This is a genomic window from Paenibacillus sp. Z3-2 (assembly GCF_054161325.1).
In genome coordinates, this window is sequence record NZ_CP096397.1 from 3,818,992 (window position 1) to 3,838,170 (window position 19,179).

Here is a 19,179-nt window from a genome sequence, read left to right on the forward strand (position 1 = left end):
TCACAACTCTGCTAATTTGTAAGCGGACTTCATGGAGTCTACTCGTTTACTTACCCCTCAATCAATCCATACTTCACAAAACTATGATACAATCCATCTTCCTCAACGGTTCCAGTAATATCATCCGCAATGGCTTTCAGACCTGGCTTCGCGTTGCCCATAGCAATTCCGACGTTACAAAATTCCAGCATCTCTGCATCATTCATGCCATCGCCGATGGCGAATGTGTCTTCCTGGGACATGTCTAGATGCTCCAACAGATCTGCAATCGCAACGGCTTTGTGAATACCAGGGATCATCAGTTCACCGCTTCCTTCACCAAAGATCGGCACGGTGCATTGAATGACTTCGAACTTCCCTGCAAACTCCTGCTTTATTCGGTCGAACGGGATAACTGAGCTCTCCAGGAAACATACTTTGTTCACGTCATCCTTGTACAGATCGGCCTCTCCATATGTCAATCCGGCAATAAACGGGTGCGGCTTCAGTTCCTTCTTCTCTCTGGCTACAGGATCATTCTCCACATCACCGTAGATGCGGCGTTCCAAATGAGACTGCAGATTGCTACTCGCATACAATGCCGAATTGGATTCAAGGTAGAAATCAATACCGTGTTCATTGAAGAAATCGACCATATGGCGAACATCTTCCGCTGTTACCCTTTTGTGATAAAGCACGTCCTTGCCAAATTCCACATAGCCTCCACCTGCACCAATCAGACCGTCAAATCCGACATCCCAGATGGAATCATAGATCTCTGCCTTGGAGCGACCTGTACACAAATATAGTAGATGTCCATTCTCCCTCGCCTGTTTGCAAGCCTTCTGTGCTGACAACGGAATATTTCCGTCATCGTCAACCAATGTGCCATCAATATCAATAAAAACAATTTTCCGGTTCGTTTCTTGCATCTGTTTTTGCCCCCATCATGTATCTCATATATGTCATGTCTCTGTTTTTAATACCAATTTACCGATTCCGAGGTGTTCGCTGATCAATCAATTTCTCCAAAAATCCGGCAAAAGAATCCGCGTATACTTCAGGTTCTCCATTAAAGTAATCCAAACGCATCACTTTGTACTCCCCAAGGTGATCAGCCGTCCGCGTATCAAAATAGTAATATTCATCCTCGTCCGGTACAAACAGCGCAAGCTTCCCTTCCTTCTTCGCGTCTTCATCGGTAAGTCGGTATATATACAAAATGTCAGTGTCCGTATATTCTCGGTGTTCTGGAGACGTAATGGTCAGAATTTCTGTTCCGCTTAACATCGCTTCGCCATAATTCAGAAGCCACCAGCGATAGGAAGGAGGTAACGGAAAGCAGTCACTTACGTGCCAACTTGTCCATATGTACCGTCTGCCAGTCATCGTCCTGCTCGGTAATAATCGTGTAGCCCTGACGTTTCCAGAAATCCACGGCCCCTGGCAAGAAGCGATGGGTATGCAAATACAGCGTCGTATAGTGCATATCCTTCACCACGTTCTCCAGTTCGTTCACCAGCATCGAACCAATACCGAACCTACGATACGCGGGATCTACATAACATTTTACTATTTCGGCAGCCGATTGAGCTGCATATCGACCTTGCACGGCTTCAATACGTCCATCATATGGCAAAATCCCAATAGAACCGACGATGTTCACATCCCCCACCATTGCAACGAGAAAGATCGCATCGTCGGAGTCCAGATAGTGTTCTCTGAACTGCTCAAAGTCCACAGGTAATCTCGTATGATCCATCATGGGAAACACTTCTCTGCGTACACGCATGGCAAAATGAATCGCATCATGAATCTGATGTGCCTGAACAGGTGCTACTGTCGGTATCTGAAGTTGTGTCAAAAAATCCACGTTCCTTATCCTGTGTATTGAAAGCTGCCTTTCGGCCTTTCCTGATCTTGTTCCATGCCAGATCCGCTCTCTTCATTTCATCTTACCGAAATTACCTCGCCCAATCAATCTATCTACACTACTATCCAAATTGAAAGAGTGCCCGCGCAGTCTGATAGAGTTCGCATACGATAAGGCGTGTCATATTCTCAATTGGAGGGGGAAACGCTCATGTGGTTTTGGTTAGGTATTTTTGCTACCATCTTGCTAGCAATCGGGTACGTGTATCGTTATCTGGACCATCAGGCAGAGAGCCAGTTTCATCCTCACGCGCCAAACCAGCTCCTAATCAAATTCAAGGAAAATACAACCGAGGATGAGATGCACTCTTTGCACAAAAAAGGTAGATGTAAGGTCGCTGAGACCTATAAAGATTTAGGTTGGTACCGCATGGAATCCCGTAAAAAAATGCACAGAATGCTCAAACATTACAAAGATCATGAGCTAATTGAACATGCAGAGCCCAATTACCTCGTGGAGGCTTCGTTCACCCCTAATGATCCATTCTTTCCTTATCAGTATAATCTGTCAAAAATTAATGCACCGGCTGCATGGGACATTACGCAAAGCAACAGCTCTGTCAAAATCGCCATTATCGATACAGGTGTACAGCTGAACCATCCGGAATTGGCCTCCAAGCTCCTCCCCGGTTACGATTATGTTGATTATGATAACATTCCCGAGGATGGAAACGGCCACGGCACCCATGTAGCCGGGATTGCTGCCTCCGTCACCAACAACGGTGTGGGTATCGCAGGCGTTGCACCACTCGCATCCATCGTTCCGCTCCGTGTACTGGATAACAACGGGCAAGGAACGGTAGGCAATGTCGGTAACGGGCTTGTCTTCGCTGCCAATAATGGTGTTCAGGTTGTTAACCTGAGTCTGGGTGGACCGATGGGAGATGCTTTCCTTCAAGCTGCCGTACAGTATGCATGGGATCGTGGAGCCGTGATTATTGCTGCAGCCGGTAATGACAACACTTCTTTCCCCATCGTACCCGCATCTTATCCCAACGTAATTGCCGTCGCTTCTACCAATCCTTCCGATCTCAAATCCAATTTCTCCAACTACGGCTCTTGGGTGGACATGGCTGCACCGGGTGATACCATTCTGTCCACATACCTAGGTGGTTCCTATGCCTATCTTAGCGGAACATCCATGGCTGCCCCTCATGTGGCTGGAGTGGCTGCACTTCTCGCTGCACGTGGGAAAACAAATGCTCAGATTCGGGATGCGCTGTGCTTCGCTTCTGATCCGGTATCCGGCTCCGGGATCTATTGGACGTATGGTCGACTGAATGCCTATCAGAGCTTGCAGGTACCATAATGCACCTACTCTCGATCATGATTGCATGGAGCGAGCATCCCCTTCTATTTTCCACAAATTAAAAAACCAAGGAACATCTATACGTTAGATGTCCTTGGTTTGGATGAAATGTATTCGATGTTAAACTTTTGCTGCCCAAAGCTCAATCTCAATTTTTATCTCTGGCAGACCCAACTCCGTAATATATCCAATCGTCATTGCAGGATAATCATTACCGAATAACTGTCCCCTCTCGGCATAAAAGAAATCCCAATCGATTTTCTCGGTAGCCCATACGTTCACTTTGATAATATGTTCAGCATCTAAACGCTCAGATTCGAGCACTGTTTTAATATTGTTGAATGTATTAGTGACTTGCTCATTCAGACTGTCAGGAAAGCGTCCGCTAAGATCTGCTCCAATCTGACCCGAAGTTACAAATAGCTCTGCGTTCCTTGGGATTTTTGTAATATGCGTGTACTGTCCTACTGGAGCTGGCATATTGGATGGATTGGTTCTAGTAATTTTGTCGTTTTTCATTTTGATTACCTCGTCATTCCTAAGATTTTTCTGCGTTATTTCCTAGTTTCTTCCGATTTTGGGCAGACCTCACCCTTGGAAAAAATTCTAGAAAAAGACAGCAGTGGAGTATCCATATCCCGAAGATATAAACGCAAGCGATTTTTTCTTCATAATTGGATGCTCCCCCTTCTTAAGTGACAAGATTATCTTGATTTATTTATTATATCTAATAGCTATATCATGGGTCAAATTTCATTCCCTTATAAACAAAGAGCAATCCCGTAATAACGAGACTGCTCTTTGTCTTTTCCATAACGTCGAACACCTTGTATCAGAAATATTGTGCGCCATTACTCGCAATGACATCTTTGTACCAGTGAAAACTCTTCTTTTTCACCCTGCGAAGTGAGCCCGTGCCATCATTGTTTCTGTCTACATAGATATAACCATAACGTTTCTTCATCTCTCCGGTACCCGCACTGACCAGATCGATCGGCCCCCAACTTGTGTAACCCAGGAGCTCTACCCCGTCTTGAATCGCTTCAGCCATCTCGGCAAAATGACTATTTAAATATTCGATGCGATAGTCATCCTCTACGGAGTCGTTGTCAAGCAGTACATCTGTAGCGCCAAGTCCATTTTCTACAATAAACAAAGGTTTACCATAGCGGTCATGAAGCTGATTACATGTAATCCGGAGTCCTTTGGGATCAATGGTCCATCCCCACTCGGAAGCTTGCAGATAAGGGTTCTTTACCGAACCAAATACATTGCCTTCTGTCGAATCTTTCAAAATCTCAGGGTCTGTACTGGTGCACCGGCTTGCGTAATAGCTAAAACCGATATAATCGACCGTGTTCTGCATCAAGATATCTGCATCTTCCGGTTGCATGTCAATCCGAATGTCATTTTCTCTGAAAAATCTTTTCGTGTAACCCGGATATGCTCCCTTCGACTGCACGTCGATGAAGAAGAACGATTCACGATCTTTCTCCATGGCCTTCCACACGTCATCCGGGTTAGAGCTGTATGGATAGACCATTCCAGCGGCTAACATACAACCAATCTGTGCACCAGGAATGATCTCATGACAAGCCTTAACAGCAAGTGCACTCGCTACCAATTCATGATGTGCTGCCTGATACAGAACCTGTTCTTTATTTTCACCATCCTGAAGAACAATGCCCGCTCCAATATACGGAAGATGCAGCAACATATTGATTTCGTTAAATGTCATCCAATACTTCACTTTATTCTTGTATCGATTGAATAACGTTGTCGCATATTTCTCAAATAAACTGATCATTTTGCGATTTTTCCAACCGCCATACGTTTCCACCAGATGTACAGGTACATCGAAATGGCAGATCGTCACAACAGGTTCGATATTGTATTTTAACAACTCATCGAAGACATCATCATAAAATTGCAATCCTGCTTCGTTCGGCTCCACTTCATCGCCATTAGGGAAAATCCGTGCCCAGGCAATGGAAAGCCTGAGGCACTTGAATCCCATTTCTGCAAATAACGCAATATCTTCCTTATATCGATGATAGAAGTCAATGGCTTCATGTGAAGGATAGAATTCCCCCTCTTTTGGTACATACGAATCCAGATTACCCAGAGCAATATTCCATCGATTGGCACCAATCGGAATCAAATCTACGGTTGTTAACCCTTTCCCACCTTCCAGATAAGCACCTTCCAATTGATTCGCTGCGGTTGCTCCTCCCCAGAGAAAATTCTCCGGGAAGGCTGTCCACTTTTCATTCATTGAGGAGTTCCTCCTAACCTTTGTATTTTCAATTAGCTTAATACGGTAATCAATTTATCTTTCTCATGAACGGATGCGTCTTTGGTTCCTACAACGTCCAGGTAATTCGAAGTATTGGTGACAATGATCGGTGTAACCGTCTCATACCCTGCATCCTTAATGGCTTGCAGATCAAACTCAACAATCAGGTCACCGGCGTTAACGCGGTCTCCGTCTTTTACATGTGTTGTAAAATGTTGACCTTTCAGCTTCACCGTATCCTGTCCAATATGGATCAGCATCTCTACACCATCATCGCTGACAAGACCAATGGCATGTTTCGTACGATATACGGTTTGTACAATACCTGTAATTGGAGATACCACTCTACCACTGGTTGGACGAATTGCAATCCCTTTACCCATATGCTCTCCTGCAAACGTTACGTCATTAATTTCGTTCAGTGCAACGACTTCACCAGCCATTGGGCTGACGATTTCGTATCTGCTGTTCGGATTTGGATCAAGCACAGGTGCTGGAGCTGGTGTAGCGACTTTTTCCACCGGATCTTTGAATCCAACAACATAAGTCAGGACAAAACCAAGAACAAATGCAACCAGTGTTGCAACGATGGCCATATAGAACGTTGAATCCAAACCTGTTTCTTTATTGATGAACGTTGGATATCCAAATACCCCGAGTCCGCCAATCATATATAACTTCGAGCCTGCATACCCAAGAATACCGCCTCCGATACCACCAGCAATACAGCTCATGATAAACGGTTTTTTCAATGGAAGCGTAACACCATAGATAGCAGGTTCAGTTACCCCAAATATACCGGAGATAAATGCTGGAACACTAAGTGTTTTGAGTTTCGTATTTTTAGTTTTGAGCAACACAGCAAGTACAGCACCGATTTGAGCAAAAGAAGCAGCGAACGACATTGCTATAACTGGATCTGCACCTATCGTGCTAAGATTGAGAAGTGCGACTGGAACCAGTCCCCAGTGGAGTCCAAACAATACGAACACTTGCCACAATCCACCGATAACCAGCCCTGTAACAATAGGGCTTAATTCATAAATGCTAGTTGCACCAGCACCAATCAATTGTCCTGCCCATGTGGAGATCGGCCCAATGACCAAAAATGTTGCAGGAACGATAACAAGCAGAGTGAAGAATGGTACAAGGAATGTACTTACTACTTTTGGAATAACGTTTTTGAAGAATCTTTCTAATTTCACAGCTACGAATGTCGCAATAATGATTGGAATAACCGATGAAGAATACTCCATCAAGATCACCGGCATACCCAAGAACGTAATGTGGATAGGTGATTCAAACAAGGTTCCTGCAAACAAAGTGTATAGCGGATCGCCTGCTTTAAGCCCGGCTAACGTTGGATACACGAGAGAGGCACCGATGGCCATCCCCAGGAACGGAGAACCCCCAAACTTCTTGATTGCAGTGTAGCCCAGGAAAATCGGGAAGAAGTAGAACAGGCTATCACCTGTTGCTTTCAATAACTGATACGTTCCGGAATCCTGAGTTATCCAACCAAAGGACACAAACATCTCATTAAAACCCTTGATCATCCCTGTTGCGGCTAACAGTCCCAACAATGGAGTAAACACACCCGAGATCATGTCGATAAAGCGACTGAACAAGCTTACTTTTTTACCGGAGTTGTCCGCTTCCTCTTCAACTTGTCCTTCACTTGGGAAATTCCCTACTTTAACGACTGCTTTATATACATCCGGCACTTCATTGCCGATCACGACTTGATATTGTCCACCACTTTGCATGACGGTAATAACACCTGGCAGGTTTTTAAGTTCTTCCGTTTTGGCTACGCTTTCATTTTTCAGTTTAAACCGCAGTCTTGTTACGCAATGGAATACACTGTTTACGTTCTCGCGACCACCTACACGTGACAGAATGTCCTTAGCCAATTGATCGTAGTTGCTCATTGTAATTCTCCCTCTCTAAGTAGACTCCCCATGACTTTTGAAACAAAGAAAACCTGAACCACTGAACATACACAACATACCGGATCGTCCGGAAATCAGTCGTGTTATTCAGCAATTCAGGTTTTGCCCTTAACGGTTGCAACCCTGTAAGGCTGTACACATTGGTATTTAATTATTTGGATAGCGAAGGTAAGTTGCATCCCATATCCTCAAGGCTGAGGAAGGTCGGAATTGCCTGATTGAACAGTTACAATCCGATTAATGTATGCGCTTACTTCTTGAACTCATCATAGTACATCCGAACTACATTTGCAACCCTTTTTTTCTTCATTACATCCACTTCTCATATATCATTGCGCACCAAAGCAGAATTAATAATAACCGTGGCATGGGATTATTCAGAAGTTGCATTCACAACTCTCTCAATATGAATCGTTAAGTACATTAATTCTTCGTCAGATAATTGATACGTGTAGTTGCTGTCAATGAATTTCTTAATTTTCTCCGAGCATTTGTGCGCTGCTGGATACTTTTTCTGAATCATCAGGAACAATTCCTCATCGTTGTTACTCTTGTAATGTTTTCCCTTCACCAAACGTTGGGCGAAAAACTTCAAATGCGTCACAAATCGATAAAATGTCAGTGAGTTCTCATCAAAATCAATCTTGAAATGATACTTGATGATCGTCAAGATTTCCTGCATGACCTGCGTCATACTCTTGATATTGGGCATTTCCTCGTTCAAAGCTGCATTCACGAAATGAAGTGCCATAAAACCGGCTTCGTCCTCAGGCAAGATCACACCAAACTGATCACAGATCATGTTGAGCGCTTCCATTCCGACTTCGTACTCCTCTTTGTACAACTGCTTCGTCTCCCAGATTAAGCCGTTACGAATGGGCAGATTCTTGCGATACCGCTCAATGGCAAAGTGAATATGATCTGTGAGATGCAAGTAAATGCTCTCATTCAATTTCTTGCCAAGTTTCAACTTGGCGTAAGCGATGATTTCCTCGGATACTTTCATATATTCGAGAGGGATACTCGCGATCAGCACCTTAAAGTTTTCCTGAATATCTTCATTCTGTAAAGTAAATATCTTGTCGATATGCTGCTCCGAAATCAGGTCACCTGCCCGCTTTTGAAAAGCAATGCCTCGACCAATGACGATCACTTCCCGTTCATCTTTGATGGCAACTACAGCATTATTGTTTAACACCTTCTCGATTTTCACTTTATCACTCCAATATACAGAAAAAGGCAAACCATACCTTCCAACGAGGTTACTGGCCTTGCCCATTTCACTTCAATGTTAACTATATGTGGGTTCATGGTATTACATTTTTCTACATTATGCAACAAAAAAATCAATGAGTCCATTTCACTATTTCCATGCAGCTATTCCGGAGATCGATTGATTCTTGACTATAAATGATTTTTTTTTTGCATACATATATCATTTCATAACTGTCTTTTGTCAAAGGTGTTCCCTTTCAATCCTTATAAAGATGTACAATGTGCAATCCATTCGCCCTCAATGCACGCCTCATCTCCCTGGGGATATACATACCTCAAACGAATGTGTGTCGTGATTTCATTCATCCGTATTCCAACATGATCCTTCATCTTTCTGATGATTGTATAATGCTGGATTTGCCAGATGGCATCGTACTGACTGATCTTATAGACATCAACCTGTTGCTACAAATCATCGTCAGTATAACTCCTCCAATATTCTTCCGTAGGTGGTTGCAACAGTTCTTCCTCACTAGGAAAGCGGGTGCCAAAAATAAACAGCCCGTCCGGCTCCAAATGTCTGTTAACAGAGGATAATAAACCATCCTGGTCTTCATGGGTCAGGAAATGTTGAAACGAGTTACCGACGCAATGTCAATAATGACACCTTAGTCCCAGATGCCCATTTTGTCAGAAACTGAATGTCATCGGTATATCCGTTATTTTCAAGATCATATAAAGCAGGGTTACTGTATTCTTCTGCATTATGCAAATTCATATTCATACTCTTCTCCTTTTATCACAATGATTACGGTTTATGGCTCTCTCTCTCTTTCTCCAGTTCCGCTTCGATTCTTCTATTAATGAAAGCCATCTGATCTGAATCCAATCGATCTACCTGGCTCAATTGTTCTTCTATCACATACCCTTCTGCTTCCCCTTTATCCATGAGACCGAGATGATTTTTGATGGCACGAATATCATCTCGCATATTATAAACAAAGGATTACACCTAAAACTAGAAGCACAATAACATACATATGTATTCCCTCATTTTTCAAACGTCAGGTCTAATACAACCTTTTCTCATAGGTCTCAGGCTACTTTCCCTCCGAAACGCCCAATTGGCTTGCATGTGCAGCAATAATTCGTGCTGGTTTGGGCAGCAGTTCCTCCGGACGTTTGGGCACAATCAGATGTTTCCCGTCGAGGATCTGAACGAATCCTGCGGCATCACCACGGGGGATACATCAAAAGAGCCCAAAGCATCACTCGTCGCTAGGAATACCAACGGAGATTTAGCTATAAAATGCTGACAATGTTCATCCAGATATGTAATCGATTTATTTTTTTACAAGTTCCCTTGGTATTCCACCAAATTCTCTCAACATTTCTTCCGAGCTAACAATCTCTCTAAACATGCTTTTCACCATATAAATCTCCTCCATTCCGAATGATATCGTTGATGCCTTATTATAAGTTGAAGCGTTGCTGGATCAGCTGTGCCACTTCTTCAGGGCTTTTGTGCGTATTATCAATTCGGATGTAGTGCTCATACATGATTTCCCCTGATTCCGAATTCAATCGATAATGCTTCATCGTATCAAGCAAATCTCGCTCAGACCACGCGATGTCACGCTTTGTTGGTTTATGTAACAGGCGATGCGGACTTTTATTGCGCTCTAGTCTTTCCAATGCATCAGCTTCCAGTTCCACATAACAGACCTGGCCTCCATTAGATTCGAATAACTCGCTGATCTGCCGAATGTACTCTCCGTCTTTCGCCAAATCAAACGCCCACACAAATGTGAAAATCAAACCCGGCAGGTCACTCTTCGCCACTTCTTCAAAAATCTCCTGACGGAACAGACCCACCAGTCTTTTGCCTTGCGGTGTACCGTAACTGAAATATGGAGTTACCAGTTCAATCGTCATATGGTTATGAAACAATTTCAGATTCGTTATCTTCTCCAGTTCTTGTCCAACCGTCATTTTGCCCACAGCCTGCGGACCAAAAATAATCACAAATTTCATTCGATCACTCCTGACCAAGGTGATATTCATTCCATTAATTGAATTTTATGGACATTAGAATCTATGATACCTTCTTTAGGTCAAATAAAAAAGAGGTTTCAAGTGATCCCCTCAACACTAAAGGGCTTGAAATCTCTTATCTTAACTTGTATATGTTTATTCTAACTTAACGTCCAATCAGTACCCATCCCCACTTCATCCGGCGCAATCCAATTGCGAACACCCATGAAATTAGAAGCGCCACAACATAAGAACATATGATGCCCAGACTGAAATGTTGAGCCAGTTCATCTGTGAATTCACGCCTCCAGAAGAGCAACACAAGTGGGTGCATTAAAAATACACCGAACGCAACTGTACCCAGGGAGTCCAGAACACGCGTAGCTTTACGAACCTCGATATGTTTTCCTGTACCGATTCGTTCACTGAAGATCAGCAGGAGCAGACAGGCTGACAGAGTAAACAGATTTCGGAACAGGAACAGCACCGTATAGACCACAACTGGGTAAGCAGCGAAAGCGGTTTTGATATAAGCATTACCATATATATAAATGGCACCTCCGCTCAACAATGCAGCTATAAGCACATAACGGTGCGTATACAGTTTCTGCAATGCCCACTCAAAGTTCAACCCAATCCATGCGCCAAATCCGATCACGATCAGGTAACTGGGTAACAAACTGCCTGTTCGTTCAAAGTGAAACTGCAAGTGCAATACGTAGAATATGGCCTGAGCCGCAATAAAGAATAATGGCAAGTACCGATTAAACAAACGATGACGTGTAAGTGACAGAAGCAATGGAAAAACGATATAAAACTGAAGGATAATTAGAAAAAAGTACAAATGCGTATGGGCTGTTCCCATCACTAATTGTTTGGCAAACTGAACACCATGTGTCAGAGGTTCTTTACCAGCAAGCAGCTGTTTGATGGCAAAATAGATAAGAGACCATACGACATAGGGTACGAATACATAGAATAATCGTTTCTTATAAAATGCTTGCATCCAGCCCTTCTCATACTTCTTGGAACTGTAATTGTAGAACAAGACCAGAGAGGACAGGAACAGAAATGCTGGAACAGCAAATTGCAGAAATGTGTTCCAGAAGTAATACACATCATGATCTAGCGTATGCTTGGGATAATGCGCAACGGCCGTTGAAGTAGCATGGATGGCTACAACTGCCATAATGGCAAAAGCACGATAGAGATCCAGATACATAATACGCCGGGGCCGATTAACCGGTTGATTCATACAATAACCTCACTTATGCCTGATATGGGACGATAGTTTCCGGCCGCAATCCAGATTCTATGCTTTATTTTAATCAGCACGCGAGGGTAATACAATCATAATGCATATTATTTTCGTTATATTACATCATTATTCCGCATTATTCGACATTATCTATCCAGAATCGTTCTACAACGTTGCCATTGGATTCTACATAGTCTACATCCTGGATACCACCATTACGAAGGATAACCCTTCTGGAAGGCTCATTCATCGCGTCGCATACGACTAATACTTTGATGATTCCGAGCTCTCTCGTTTTCTCCAAAGACAACCTGAGAATTGCGGAACCATAGCCATTGTTCCGCTCCCCTGGACGAATACCATATCCTATATGCCCTCCGCTATTGTATAGTCTGTCGTTAAGCTCATGCCTTATATTCACGGCACCCACGATTCGATGACTCTCCGTGACCAGCCAGTATGTACTGTCTTTGACCCAGCCTTCCGGGATGTCGATCCCTCGTTCATTACGCTGCAAAAATGCCAACATCTCATCAAACGCGTAAGGATCTTTGGAAATGACCCAAGGTACCATCAACTCTCCACTTTTGACCCAGTCTTCATAAAATGCCAAATAGGCTTCCTTATACGATAGTGATGGTTTAATTAATCTAACGTGTTCTTCCCCCATGGTCCGTACTTCCTCCCAACAGATATTGATATTGCCACGTTCTCTCCTCCAGGATACGCTGTTCTTGCTCTTCCATCGGGCAGTCATAAAAGATAGCTTTCATTGCATATGTTCCAGCATGTACCGCATGTTCCTTCACATGGGCAGTTGCAGCTGCATGCCCCGCCGCACGAGATGCAGCTGAGGCAGCGACATGATCCGATTCCCGTGCAGCAGCATGAGCTGCAAAAGCCGCCTTTCGAGCATCAACCATAGTAATCTCACCACGGATCCAACCACGTCCTGCGGCAATGGCATTACGGGCTCGGCGATCCTCCGACTGCTGTACCTCAAATATATGCAAGACACGTTCAGCGCACTCCGCAGCCCAATAGGCCAGTGTATGGTGGTCCTTTTGCTTAGCCAGATCCTCTATTTCACGACGTAAAGGTGAATCTTTGAATGCAGGTTTTGCCATGGTATGCTCCTTTCTTTGTTCACCTTTCATTGCTCCAAATCACAATTACACCTTTAAGGAAGTTCGAAAAAGGATCTGCGTGTGAGCAGACCCTCTTCAAATGTACATCTTTCTGCTTATTCTATTTATTATACAGACTCTGTCAATCTGGCTTCTTGCGCATCCTCTTCCTTCCCCGCATTAAAGTATTTGTACGTGAATTGGTAACTTCCAGATCCCAGTGTGACTTCGGTATCGTCTCCAATACTTCGAATATCCTGAACTTCACTCACTTGCTCCAAAGGTTTCCCTTGCTCCAGAATCAATTGACCACCAGCTCCAGGCAAACGAACCGTGCCTCTCGTATTAACGGGAATATGCACCCGTATCTCCATTTCGTTATCCGCCAGTCGGTGCCAGCTGGATGCGACTTGGCCATACATCGTCTCAAGACTCGCTTCCACCCAATTCAGTCCCGGTCCGGGTTGCGGCTCGATATGCACCATTCGGAACCCTGGCTGACGTTCATCGGACCGGATTCCCGCAACATAAAGATACAACCATTCCCCAATTGCACCATACGCATAGTGATTAAATGAGTTCATGTCAGCACTCCAGAGACGGCCATCCTCTTTGATCCCATCCCAATGTTCCCAGACAGTCGTTGCACCTTGAGTCACCTGATACAGCCAGGACGGATAATCCTTCTGAAAAAGTAATGTATATGCCAAGTCGTGAAGACCTGAATCACTCAGTACCGGATTCAAATAAGGTGTACCCACGAATCCTGTAGTAAGATGATTGCCCGCCTCTTTCACGAGTTTTGCCAATTGTTCAACAGCACGAGTACGAGCAGTGGCGTCCAATAGGTCAAATTGAAGGGCAAGAACATGCGCTGTTTGCGTCGGAACAGCAATTTTGCCGGCTGGAGTCACGAATTCATTTCGAAACGCATGAACAATGTTCGTATGCAATTGCTTGTAATATTCAGCATCGTCTGTCTTTCCAAGGACCTCAGCCGCTTTTTGAGTTAAAGAAACCGAATAGGCATAGAATGCAGTTGCTACATAGTCCGTGTCCGTTGCGCCGACATAACTATCGGGCTTGGAGTCCAGTCCCAGCCAATCGCCAAAGTGGAATCCCGTGTTCCACAGATATGGATTGTCACCCTGTACGTGAATGTATTCAATCCAGCGCTTCATACTCTCATATTGCTCGGCCAGTAACCTGGAATCCCCGTACATCTCATAGATGGTCCATGGACAGATGACTGCTGCATCACCCCAAGCGGCAGAAGAATGACTGGTGTCTCCCCATCCTTCTGAGGTGGAACTTCTCAGGTCCGGAACGAAGAATGGAATACCTCCATCTTCTCCCTGGTCCGCTTCCAGATCCCGCAGCCATTTAGTGAAGAAGGGAGCCGTGTTCATCAGGTAAGACGACGTGCGGACAAACATCTGCGCATCGCCGGTCCACCCAAGCCGTTCATCCCTCTGTGGACAGTCTGTCGGCACATCAAGGAAATTCCCCTTTTGCCCCCACAATATATTGTGATGCAGCTGGTTCACCAGTGGACTGGAGCACGAGAACTGACCTGTTTGCTCCATATTCGAGTGCAGCACTATTCCGGTGAACTCCTCCAGACGAACGTGTTCCGGGAAGCCAACCAGCTTCACATATCGGAACCCTTGGAACGTAAAATGCGGTTCAAATGTTTCCACTCCATCCCCCTTGCAGGTGTAGCGAATACACTGCTTGGCAGCGCGAAGATTATCGGTGTAGAAGTTGCCTTCATGATCCAATATCTCTGCATGATGCAACTCAACCGTATGACCCGCCTCACCTTGAATGCTGAATTTCACCCATCCCACCATATTCTGCCCCATGTCGATTACACGATCTCCCTGTGGGGATGTTAGCAAGGCGATTGGCTGCAGCTGTTCGACTTGGGTGACGGGTACGTTCTCCTGCGCAACGATGATATCTTTCGGATGTTCCAGTACGTTCACGGGTGACCAATTCACTTGAGAAGAATCCGACCAATCGGACTCCTTTCGTGCATCATACGTCTCTCCCATATAGATGTCCGACATGAGAATGGCACTTGGAGCAGACGTCCAATCCTCATTAGATAAGATCCATTCCTCCGAACCATCTGCATATTTCATATGCAATTCCAGCAGCAATGCGGATGTCGAACCAAATATCTCCCGTTCTTTGTTCCAGCCAAGATATCCTAGGTACCAACCATCACCCAGATAAGCGCCCAATATGTTCTGTCCATCCTGAAGTAGATGTGTTACATCATAGGTTTGATATTGTAATCGTTTACGATAAGAAGTCCAGCCTGGTGTAAAATAATCTTCTCCTACTCTTGTGTTGTTCATATGCAACTCGTATAATCCAAGTGCTGTCACATATATTCTGGCAGACGTAACTGGTTGTTTCACATTAAACTGCTTGCGCATTCGCGGGCATGACCGTTCCGCATCGTCCGCTGGTTGAGCTGTAATCCATTCCGCTTTCCATCGGTTGTTGCTATCCATCAGTCCCATCTCGAAATAAGCCGTTTCGGACCAACCAGATTCCTTTCCTTCATCATCCCAGGCCCGAATTCGGTAGTAATATCGCGTTCGCGGAGAAGGCTGAAAATAGTTTAATTCCACATGTATGGATTGATCCGTGTTTTGTTCTCCTGAATCCCATGTAATCACTTTAAAATCTTCTGTCAACGACAGCTGAATCTGGTAAGCCGATTGCATGCAGTTCCGACGATCGGATTGCAGCTGCCAGCTTAAACGCGGTGATTTTACGTCGAGACCAATCGGATTAATTTTGTACTCGCAACGAAGGTGACTAACGTTGAACATCAGCATATCGTCCTTTCCATCTTGGCTTCCCATTCGGGGTTACGATATAATTATATCGATCCTGTTGTCGTAAATACCCGGTAATCAGGACTATTTCATCCGGTAGTTCAGCCATCTCTGCAAGGAGGTTACTTGTGAATTCATCTGTACAACTTATGAAAAGTGAGTACTTTCTGCATAACCATCTGCAGCTTTTCGTCAATCGTTGCTCTGAAGATTTTGTGCTTCCTTTTCACGCACATGATTTTATTGAGTATAGTTATGTTGCCGAAGGAAAGGGCTTTCATCATATCGGTGAAGATGTCATTCCGGTGACAAAGGGGATGCTGTTTGTTATTCCTGTCGGCGTTCCTCATGTCTTTCGTCCTGTCAGCACCAACGTAACCGATCATCCGTTAATTCTATATAATTGTTTATTTAATGCTGAACTGATCAACACCCTGACAGCGATCATTCAGGAAAAAGAAATCATTCAACATCTGATGGATCTGGCACAAAATCAGGTTCCTTATATTTCCGTTGTGGATCACAACGACCAGATTGAAGAAGTAATGGTGAAGCTATATCGTGAATCATCCGTTCAGGGAATCGGTTCGTCTACCATGTTATACACCCTGGTGAGCCAGTTGGTATTGATGACCTACAGACAACTTTATCAAAAGGAACATGATGAAGAGAATCATTCCACCGGTTTTGATTACATCCTTCACTATATCAAGGAACACGTAGGCAATCGTATTCGGATGTCTGATCTGGTACGTGTAACCGGCTGGAGCGAAAAGCAGATTGGCCGAATGTTTCTGCGACATACCGGTCAGACCTTTAGCAGCTACCTGCAACACCTCCGTATACAAAAAAGCTGCGAACTTCTAAAGAGTTCACAGCACAAAGTCAGTCTGATTGCAGAGCTGGTCGGATATCGGGATATGGATTCATTCTACGCTGCATTCAAAAAAATAACAGGCGAAACGCCACTGGCTTATCGCAAAAAATCCAGAGCACTGCGCTCTGGACAATAAAATTAACGTTTCAGACACTGACAACCTGTAACACTTCATCTATGTAAGCCTTGGCCTCTTTCCAAGAAGACATCAACGGAAAGTTGTATCGCTCACGCTCCTGTATATTCCATGGATGTGGGATACAAATGACCTTCTTGCCATCCTCATGCGCGGGAATCAGGTTATGTGCTCCATCATCAATGAGCAGATCGAAGCTGAGCAGGTTTTTTCTTTTACATGTAATAAACTGTTCTGCGCTTATAAAAGGCATGTGCTGCTGAAGCCAGTTCCACTTCTCAACAACTGTTCGTGGTTCTGCTGCCGTCACGACAATGACATCATAAGCATCGTTCAGCTTTCGCATCTCATCTACTACATACTCATCGTATAATTCCAATTCCTCGAACAGACCCGGTCGACCATAGAATACATCATGCGTGCTCTCCGGATGACGCAAATGGGATGTATCCCAATGGATCATATCCTCGTAGCGAAGCGGATGGGTCGGGAAGTTGAGGTTGTTGTGATAAATAGCCCGCTTGACCAGATGACATATCGTGTCATCCATATCTACAGCTATAATAGGCTTCTTCATGGTTATCCCCCCCAATACGAACACAGTATACCATCCCGAATGTTATGAAGTCATCTTTTTCACATTACAGTGCCATTAGCCTTCAAGAGAATTCTGCCAGATTATAATAAAAAGGCGCCCCTGCGCCGCAATGGTGCTACGCCGGGGTGCCTTTATAGATTGATCTATTCCAAGTTCTCACCATTCGAGGCAATGACTTTTTGGTACCAGCCAAAGCTTTTTTTCTTATACCGATTCAATGTGCCTTGTCCGTTGTCATCCTGATCCACGTAGATTACGCCATAACGCTTGGACATTTCCGAAGTGGATGCACTGATGATATCAATCGCTCCCCAGTTGGTATATCCCATCAGGTCTACTCCGTCCATAACAGCTTCTTTCATTTGTGTAATATGTTTTCTCAGATAATCAATCCGGTAATCATCGTTGATGGAACCGTCTGCTTCAACGGTATCTTTGGCACCAAGGCCGTTCTCCACCACAAACAATGGCAATTGATAACGATCATACAGCTCTTTCAATGCAACCCGCAGACCGATCGGATCAAGCTGCCAGCCCCATTCCGTACGCTCCAGGTTCGGGTTCTTGATCGTACTGTACAGGTTGCCTCCAGTTACTCCATATTCCTCAGGATTAACTGCGGATACCAGGGATGTATAATAACTGAACGAGATGAAATCAACCGTATGCTCACGCAAGATCTGCTCATCTCCCGGTTCCATGGCAATCGTAATCCCGTTCTCTGCCCAGTACCGAGCCATGAACGTTGGATAACTACCGCGAACTTGTACATCCGTATGCAGCAGGTTTAGCTGATTATCGATCTGAGCTTGCAGCACATCCTCTGGTTTCGATGTCGCCGGGTAATGAATCATGCGAGCAAGCATACATCCGATCTGGAAGTTCGGGTTAATCTGACGTGCTTTCTCTGTCACCAGGCTGCTGGCTACAAATTGATGATGAAGCGCCTGATAAGAAGCTTGCATCGTGTTCTCAACTCGATCTTCAATAATACCGCCACCTGTAAAAGGTTCAATAATGGTTGTGTTAATCTCATTGAACGTCAACCAATATTTTACTTTGTCCTTGTACCGGGTCATCACGGTTTCCGCATATCTCACAAAATGTCCAATCACTTCGCGACCAGCCCAGCCGTTATATTTCAGGACAAGTGCCATAGGCATCTCATAATGCGAGAGGGTTACAAGTGGTTCGATATTGTATTTCCGGAGTTCATCGAACACTTCGTCATAGAAGCGCAGTCCCTCTTCATTCGGCTCGGCATCATAACCATTCGGGAAAATACGTGGCCAGTTGATGGACAGTCGGAATGTCTTGAAGCCCAGCTCGGCGAACAATGCAATATCCTCTTTGAAACGGTGATAAAAATCAATCCCATAACGCTTCGGATAACCTTCCGCACTATGATGTGCCATTGCTTTCTCAACCGTTGCACTGGTAACATGCATCAGTTCTCTAAGGTTGGTATAATCCTTTTTCTCAAAATAAGGAACCATGTCCGCTGTGGACCATCCTTTGCCACCAACGTCGAATCCACCTTCAGCCTGATTGGCGGCAATAGCGCCGCCCCATAGAAATCCTTCTGGAAACCCTTGTCGATTGATCATTCGT

16 protein-coding genes are annotated in these 19,179 nt (G+C 44.5%); 2 read left to right on the forward strand and 14 right to left on the reverse strand.

What is annotated here, in order from left to right; translation table 11 throughout:
- Positions 1 to 50 precede the first annotated feature (50 nt).
- Genes M1D71_RS17115 through M1D71_RS17125 form a run of 3 tightly spaced genes read right to left on the reverse strand, consistent with a single transcriptional unit; the run spans position 51 to position 1,852 of the window.
- A complete protein-coding gene (locus M1D71_RS17115) occupies positions 51 to 911 on the reverse strand; it encodes a Cof-type HAD-IIB family hydrolase (RefSeq protein ID WP_458122940.1) in 861 nt (286 codons plus the stop codon).
- A 58-nt stretch (positions 912 to 969) separates the two neighbouring features.
- Positions 970 to 1,368 (reverse strand): SMI1/KNR4 family protein, encoded by a 399-nt coding sequence (locus tag M1D71_RS17120; RefSeq protein ID WP_458122941.1) that lies wholly within the window; start codon positions 1,366 to 1,368, stop codon positions 970 to 972.
- Positions 1,325 to 1,852 (reverse strand): GNAT family N-acetyltransferase, encoded by a 528-nt coding sequence (locus tag M1D71_RS17125; protein WP_458122942.1) that lies wholly within the window; start codon positions 1,850 to 1,852, stop codon positions 1,325 to 1,327. Before M1D71_RS17125 ends, M1D71_RS17120 begins: the two co-directional genes overlap by 44 nt.
- Before the next feature lie 210 nt (positions 1,853 to 2,062).
- Between M1D71_RS17125 and M1D71_RS17130 the strand changes: the two genes are divergently transcribed.
- Entirely contained in the window at positions 2,063 to 3,220 is a 1,158-nt protein-coding gene (locus tag M1D71_RS17130; protein WP_458122943.1) for a S8 family peptidase, read from the forward strand.
- Between the two features lie 120 nt (positions 3,221 to 3,340).
- Here M1D71_RS17130 and M1D71_RS17135 read toward each other — a convergent pair whose 3' ends face one another.
- The 9 genes from M1D71_RS17135 to M1D71_RS17175 all read right to left on the reverse strand — a co-directional run bounded on the left by M1D71_RS17135 (position 3,341) and on the right by M1D71_RS17175 (position 15,951).
- A complete protein-coding gene (locus tag M1D71_RS17135; protein WP_458122944.1) occupies positions 3,341 to 3,739 on the reverse strand; it encodes a RidA family protein in 399 nt (132 codons plus the stop codon).
- A gap of 313 nt (positions 3,740 to 4,052) precedes the next feature.
- On the reverse strand, positions 4,053 to 5,495 hold the full coding sequence (locus tag M1D71_RS17140) for a 6-phospho-beta-glucosidase (protein WP_458122945.1): 1,443 nt from the start codon (positions 5,493 to 5,495) through the stop codon (positions 4,053 to 4,055).
- 32 nt (positions 5,496 to 5,527) lie between these two features.
- Positions 5,528 to 7,447, reverse strand: coding sequence for a beta-glucoside-specific PTS transporter subunit IIABC (locus M1D71_RS17145; RefSeq protein WP_458122946.1), 1,920 nt, complete (start codon positions 7,445 to 7,447; stop codon positions 5,528 to 5,530).
- Positions 7,448 to 7,841: 394 nt separating this feature from the next.
- Positions 7,842 to 8,681 carry a BglG family transcription antiterminator LicT gene (gene licT / locus M1D71_RS17150; RefSeq protein WP_458122947.1) on the reverse strand — a complete coding sequence of 280 codons (840 nt, stop codon included), beginning with the start codon at positions 8,679 to 8,681 and terminating at the stop codon, positions 7,842 to 7,844.
- A 1,475-nt stretch (positions 8,682 to 10,156) separates the two neighbouring features.
- Positions 10,157 to 10,717 carry a shikimate kinase gene (locus M1D71_RS17155; protein WP_458122948.1) on the reverse strand — a complete coding sequence of 187 codons (561 nt, stop codon included), beginning with the start codon at positions 10,715 to 10,717 and terminating at the stop codon, positions 10,157 to 10,159.
- A 166-nt stretch (positions 10,718 to 10,883) separates the two neighbouring features.
- The gene (locus M1D71_RS17160; protein ID WP_458122949.1) at positions 10,884 to 11,972 is read right to left on the reverse strand and encodes an acyltransferase; all 1,089 of its coding nucleotides are present in this window, start codon (positions 11,970 to 11,972) and stop codon (positions 10,884 to 10,886) included.
- A 139-nt stretch (positions 11,973 to 12,111) separates the two neighbouring features.
- Positions 12,112 to 12,645: a GNAT family N-acetyltransferase gene (locus M1D71_RS17165; protein ID WP_458122950.1), complete on the reverse strand. Its 534-nt coding sequence runs from the start codon at positions 12,643 to 12,645 to the stop codon at positions 12,112 to 12,114.
- A complete protein-coding gene (locus M1D71_RS17170) occupies positions 12,626 to 13,102 on the reverse strand; it encodes a putative immunity protein (protein WP_458122951.1) in 477 nt (158 codons plus the stop codon). The genes M1D71_RS17165 and M1D71_RS17170 overlap by 20 nt, the downstream gene beginning before the upstream one ends.
- A gap of 128 nt (positions 13,103 to 13,230) precedes the next feature.
- A complete protein-coding gene (locus tag M1D71_RS17175; protein WP_458122952.1) occupies positions 13,231 to 15,951 on the reverse strand; it encodes a family 78 glycoside hydrolase catalytic domain in 2,721 nt (906 codons plus the stop codon).
- 134 nt (positions 15,952 to 16,085) lie between these two features.
- Here M1D71_RS17175 and M1D71_RS17180 point away from each other — a divergent pair, with 134 nt between their 5' ends.
- Positions 16,086 to 16,970: a helix-turn-helix domain-containing protein gene (locus tag M1D71_RS17180; RefSeq protein WP_458122953.1), complete on the forward strand. Its 885-nt coding sequence runs from the start codon at positions 16,086 to 16,088 to the stop codon at positions 16,968 to 16,970.
- Between the two features lie 10 nt (positions 16,971 to 16,980).
- Here M1D71_RS17180 and M1D71_RS17185 read toward each other — a convergent pair whose 3' ends face one another.
- Together M1D71_RS17185 and M1D71_RS17190 are read right to left on the reverse strand one after the other, a co-directional pair.
- Complete coding sequence (locus M1D71_RS17185; RefSeq protein ID WP_336764524.1) at positions 16,981 to 17,547, reverse strand: 5' nucleotidase, NT5C type; 567 nt, start codon at positions 17,545 to 17,547, stop codon at positions 16,981 to 16,983.
- A gap of 164 nt (positions 17,548 to 17,711) precedes the next feature.
- Positions 17,712 to 19,175, reverse strand: a complete 1,464-nt coding sequence (locus M1D71_RS17190; RefSeq protein ID WP_458122954.1) for a glycoside hydrolase family 1 protein — start codon at positions 19,173 to 19,175, stop codon at positions 17,712 to 17,714.
- Between the last annotated feature and the right edge of the window lie 4 nt (positions 19,176 to 19,179).

What these genes read in the sequence shown, in the direction of transcription:
- M1D71_RS17115 (WP_458122940.1), bottom strand. Translation starts at nt 911, where the DNA reads ATGCAAGAAACGAACCGGAAAATTGTTTTTATTGATATTGATGGCACA.
- M1D71_RS17120 (WP_458122941.1), bottom strand. Translation starts at nt 1,368, where the DNA reads ATGACTGGCAGACGGTACATATGGACAAGTTGGCACGTAAGTGACTGC.
- M1D71_RS17130 (WP_458122943.1), top strand. Translation starts at nt 2,063, where the DNA reads ATGTGGTTTTGGTTAGGTATTTTTGCTACCATCTTGCTAGCAATCGGG.
- M1D71_RS17135 (WP_458122944.1), bottom strand. Translation starts at nt 3,739, where the DNA reads ATGAAAAACGACAAAATTACTAGAACCAATCCATCCAATATGCCAGCT.
- M1D71_RS17140 (WP_458122945.1), bottom strand. Translation starts at nt 5,495, where the DNA reads ATGAATGAAAAGTGGACAGCCTTCCCGGAGAATTTTCTCTGGGGAGGA.
- M1D71_RS17145 (WP_458122946.1), bottom strand. Translation starts at nt 7,447, where the DNA reads ATGAGCAACTACGATCAATTGGCTAAGGACATTCTGTCACGTGTAGGT.
- M1D71_RS17155 (WP_458122948.1), bottom strand. Translation starts at nt 10,717, where the DNA reads ATGAAATTTGTGATTATTTTTGGTCCGCAGGCTGTGGGCAAAATGACG.
- M1D71_RS17160 (WP_458122949.1), bottom strand. Translation starts at nt 11,972, where the DNA reads ATGAATCAACCGGTTAATCGGCCCCGGCGTATTATGTATCTGGATCTC.
- M1D71_RS17165 (WP_458122950.1), bottom strand. Translation starts at nt 12,645, where the DNA reads ATGGGGGAAGAACACGTTAGATTAATTAAACCATCACTATCGTATAAG.
- M1D71_RS17170 (WP_458122951.1), bottom strand. Translation starts at nt 13,102, where the DNA reads ATGGCAAAACCTGCATTCAAAGATTCACCTTTACGTCGTGAAATAGAG.
- M1D71_RS17175 (WP_458122952.1), bottom strand. Translation starts at nt 15,951, where the DNA reads ATGTTCAACGTTAGTCACCTTCGTTGCGAGTACAAAATTAATCCGATT.
- M1D71_RS17185 (WP_336764524.1), bottom strand. Translation starts at nt 17,547, where the DNA reads ATGAAGAAGCCTATTATAGCTGTAGATATGGATGACACGATATGTCAT.
- M1D71_RS17190 (WP_458122954.1), bottom strand. Translation starts at nt 19,175, where the DNA reads ATGATCAATCGACAAGGGTTTCCAGAAGGATTTCTATGGGGCGGCGCT.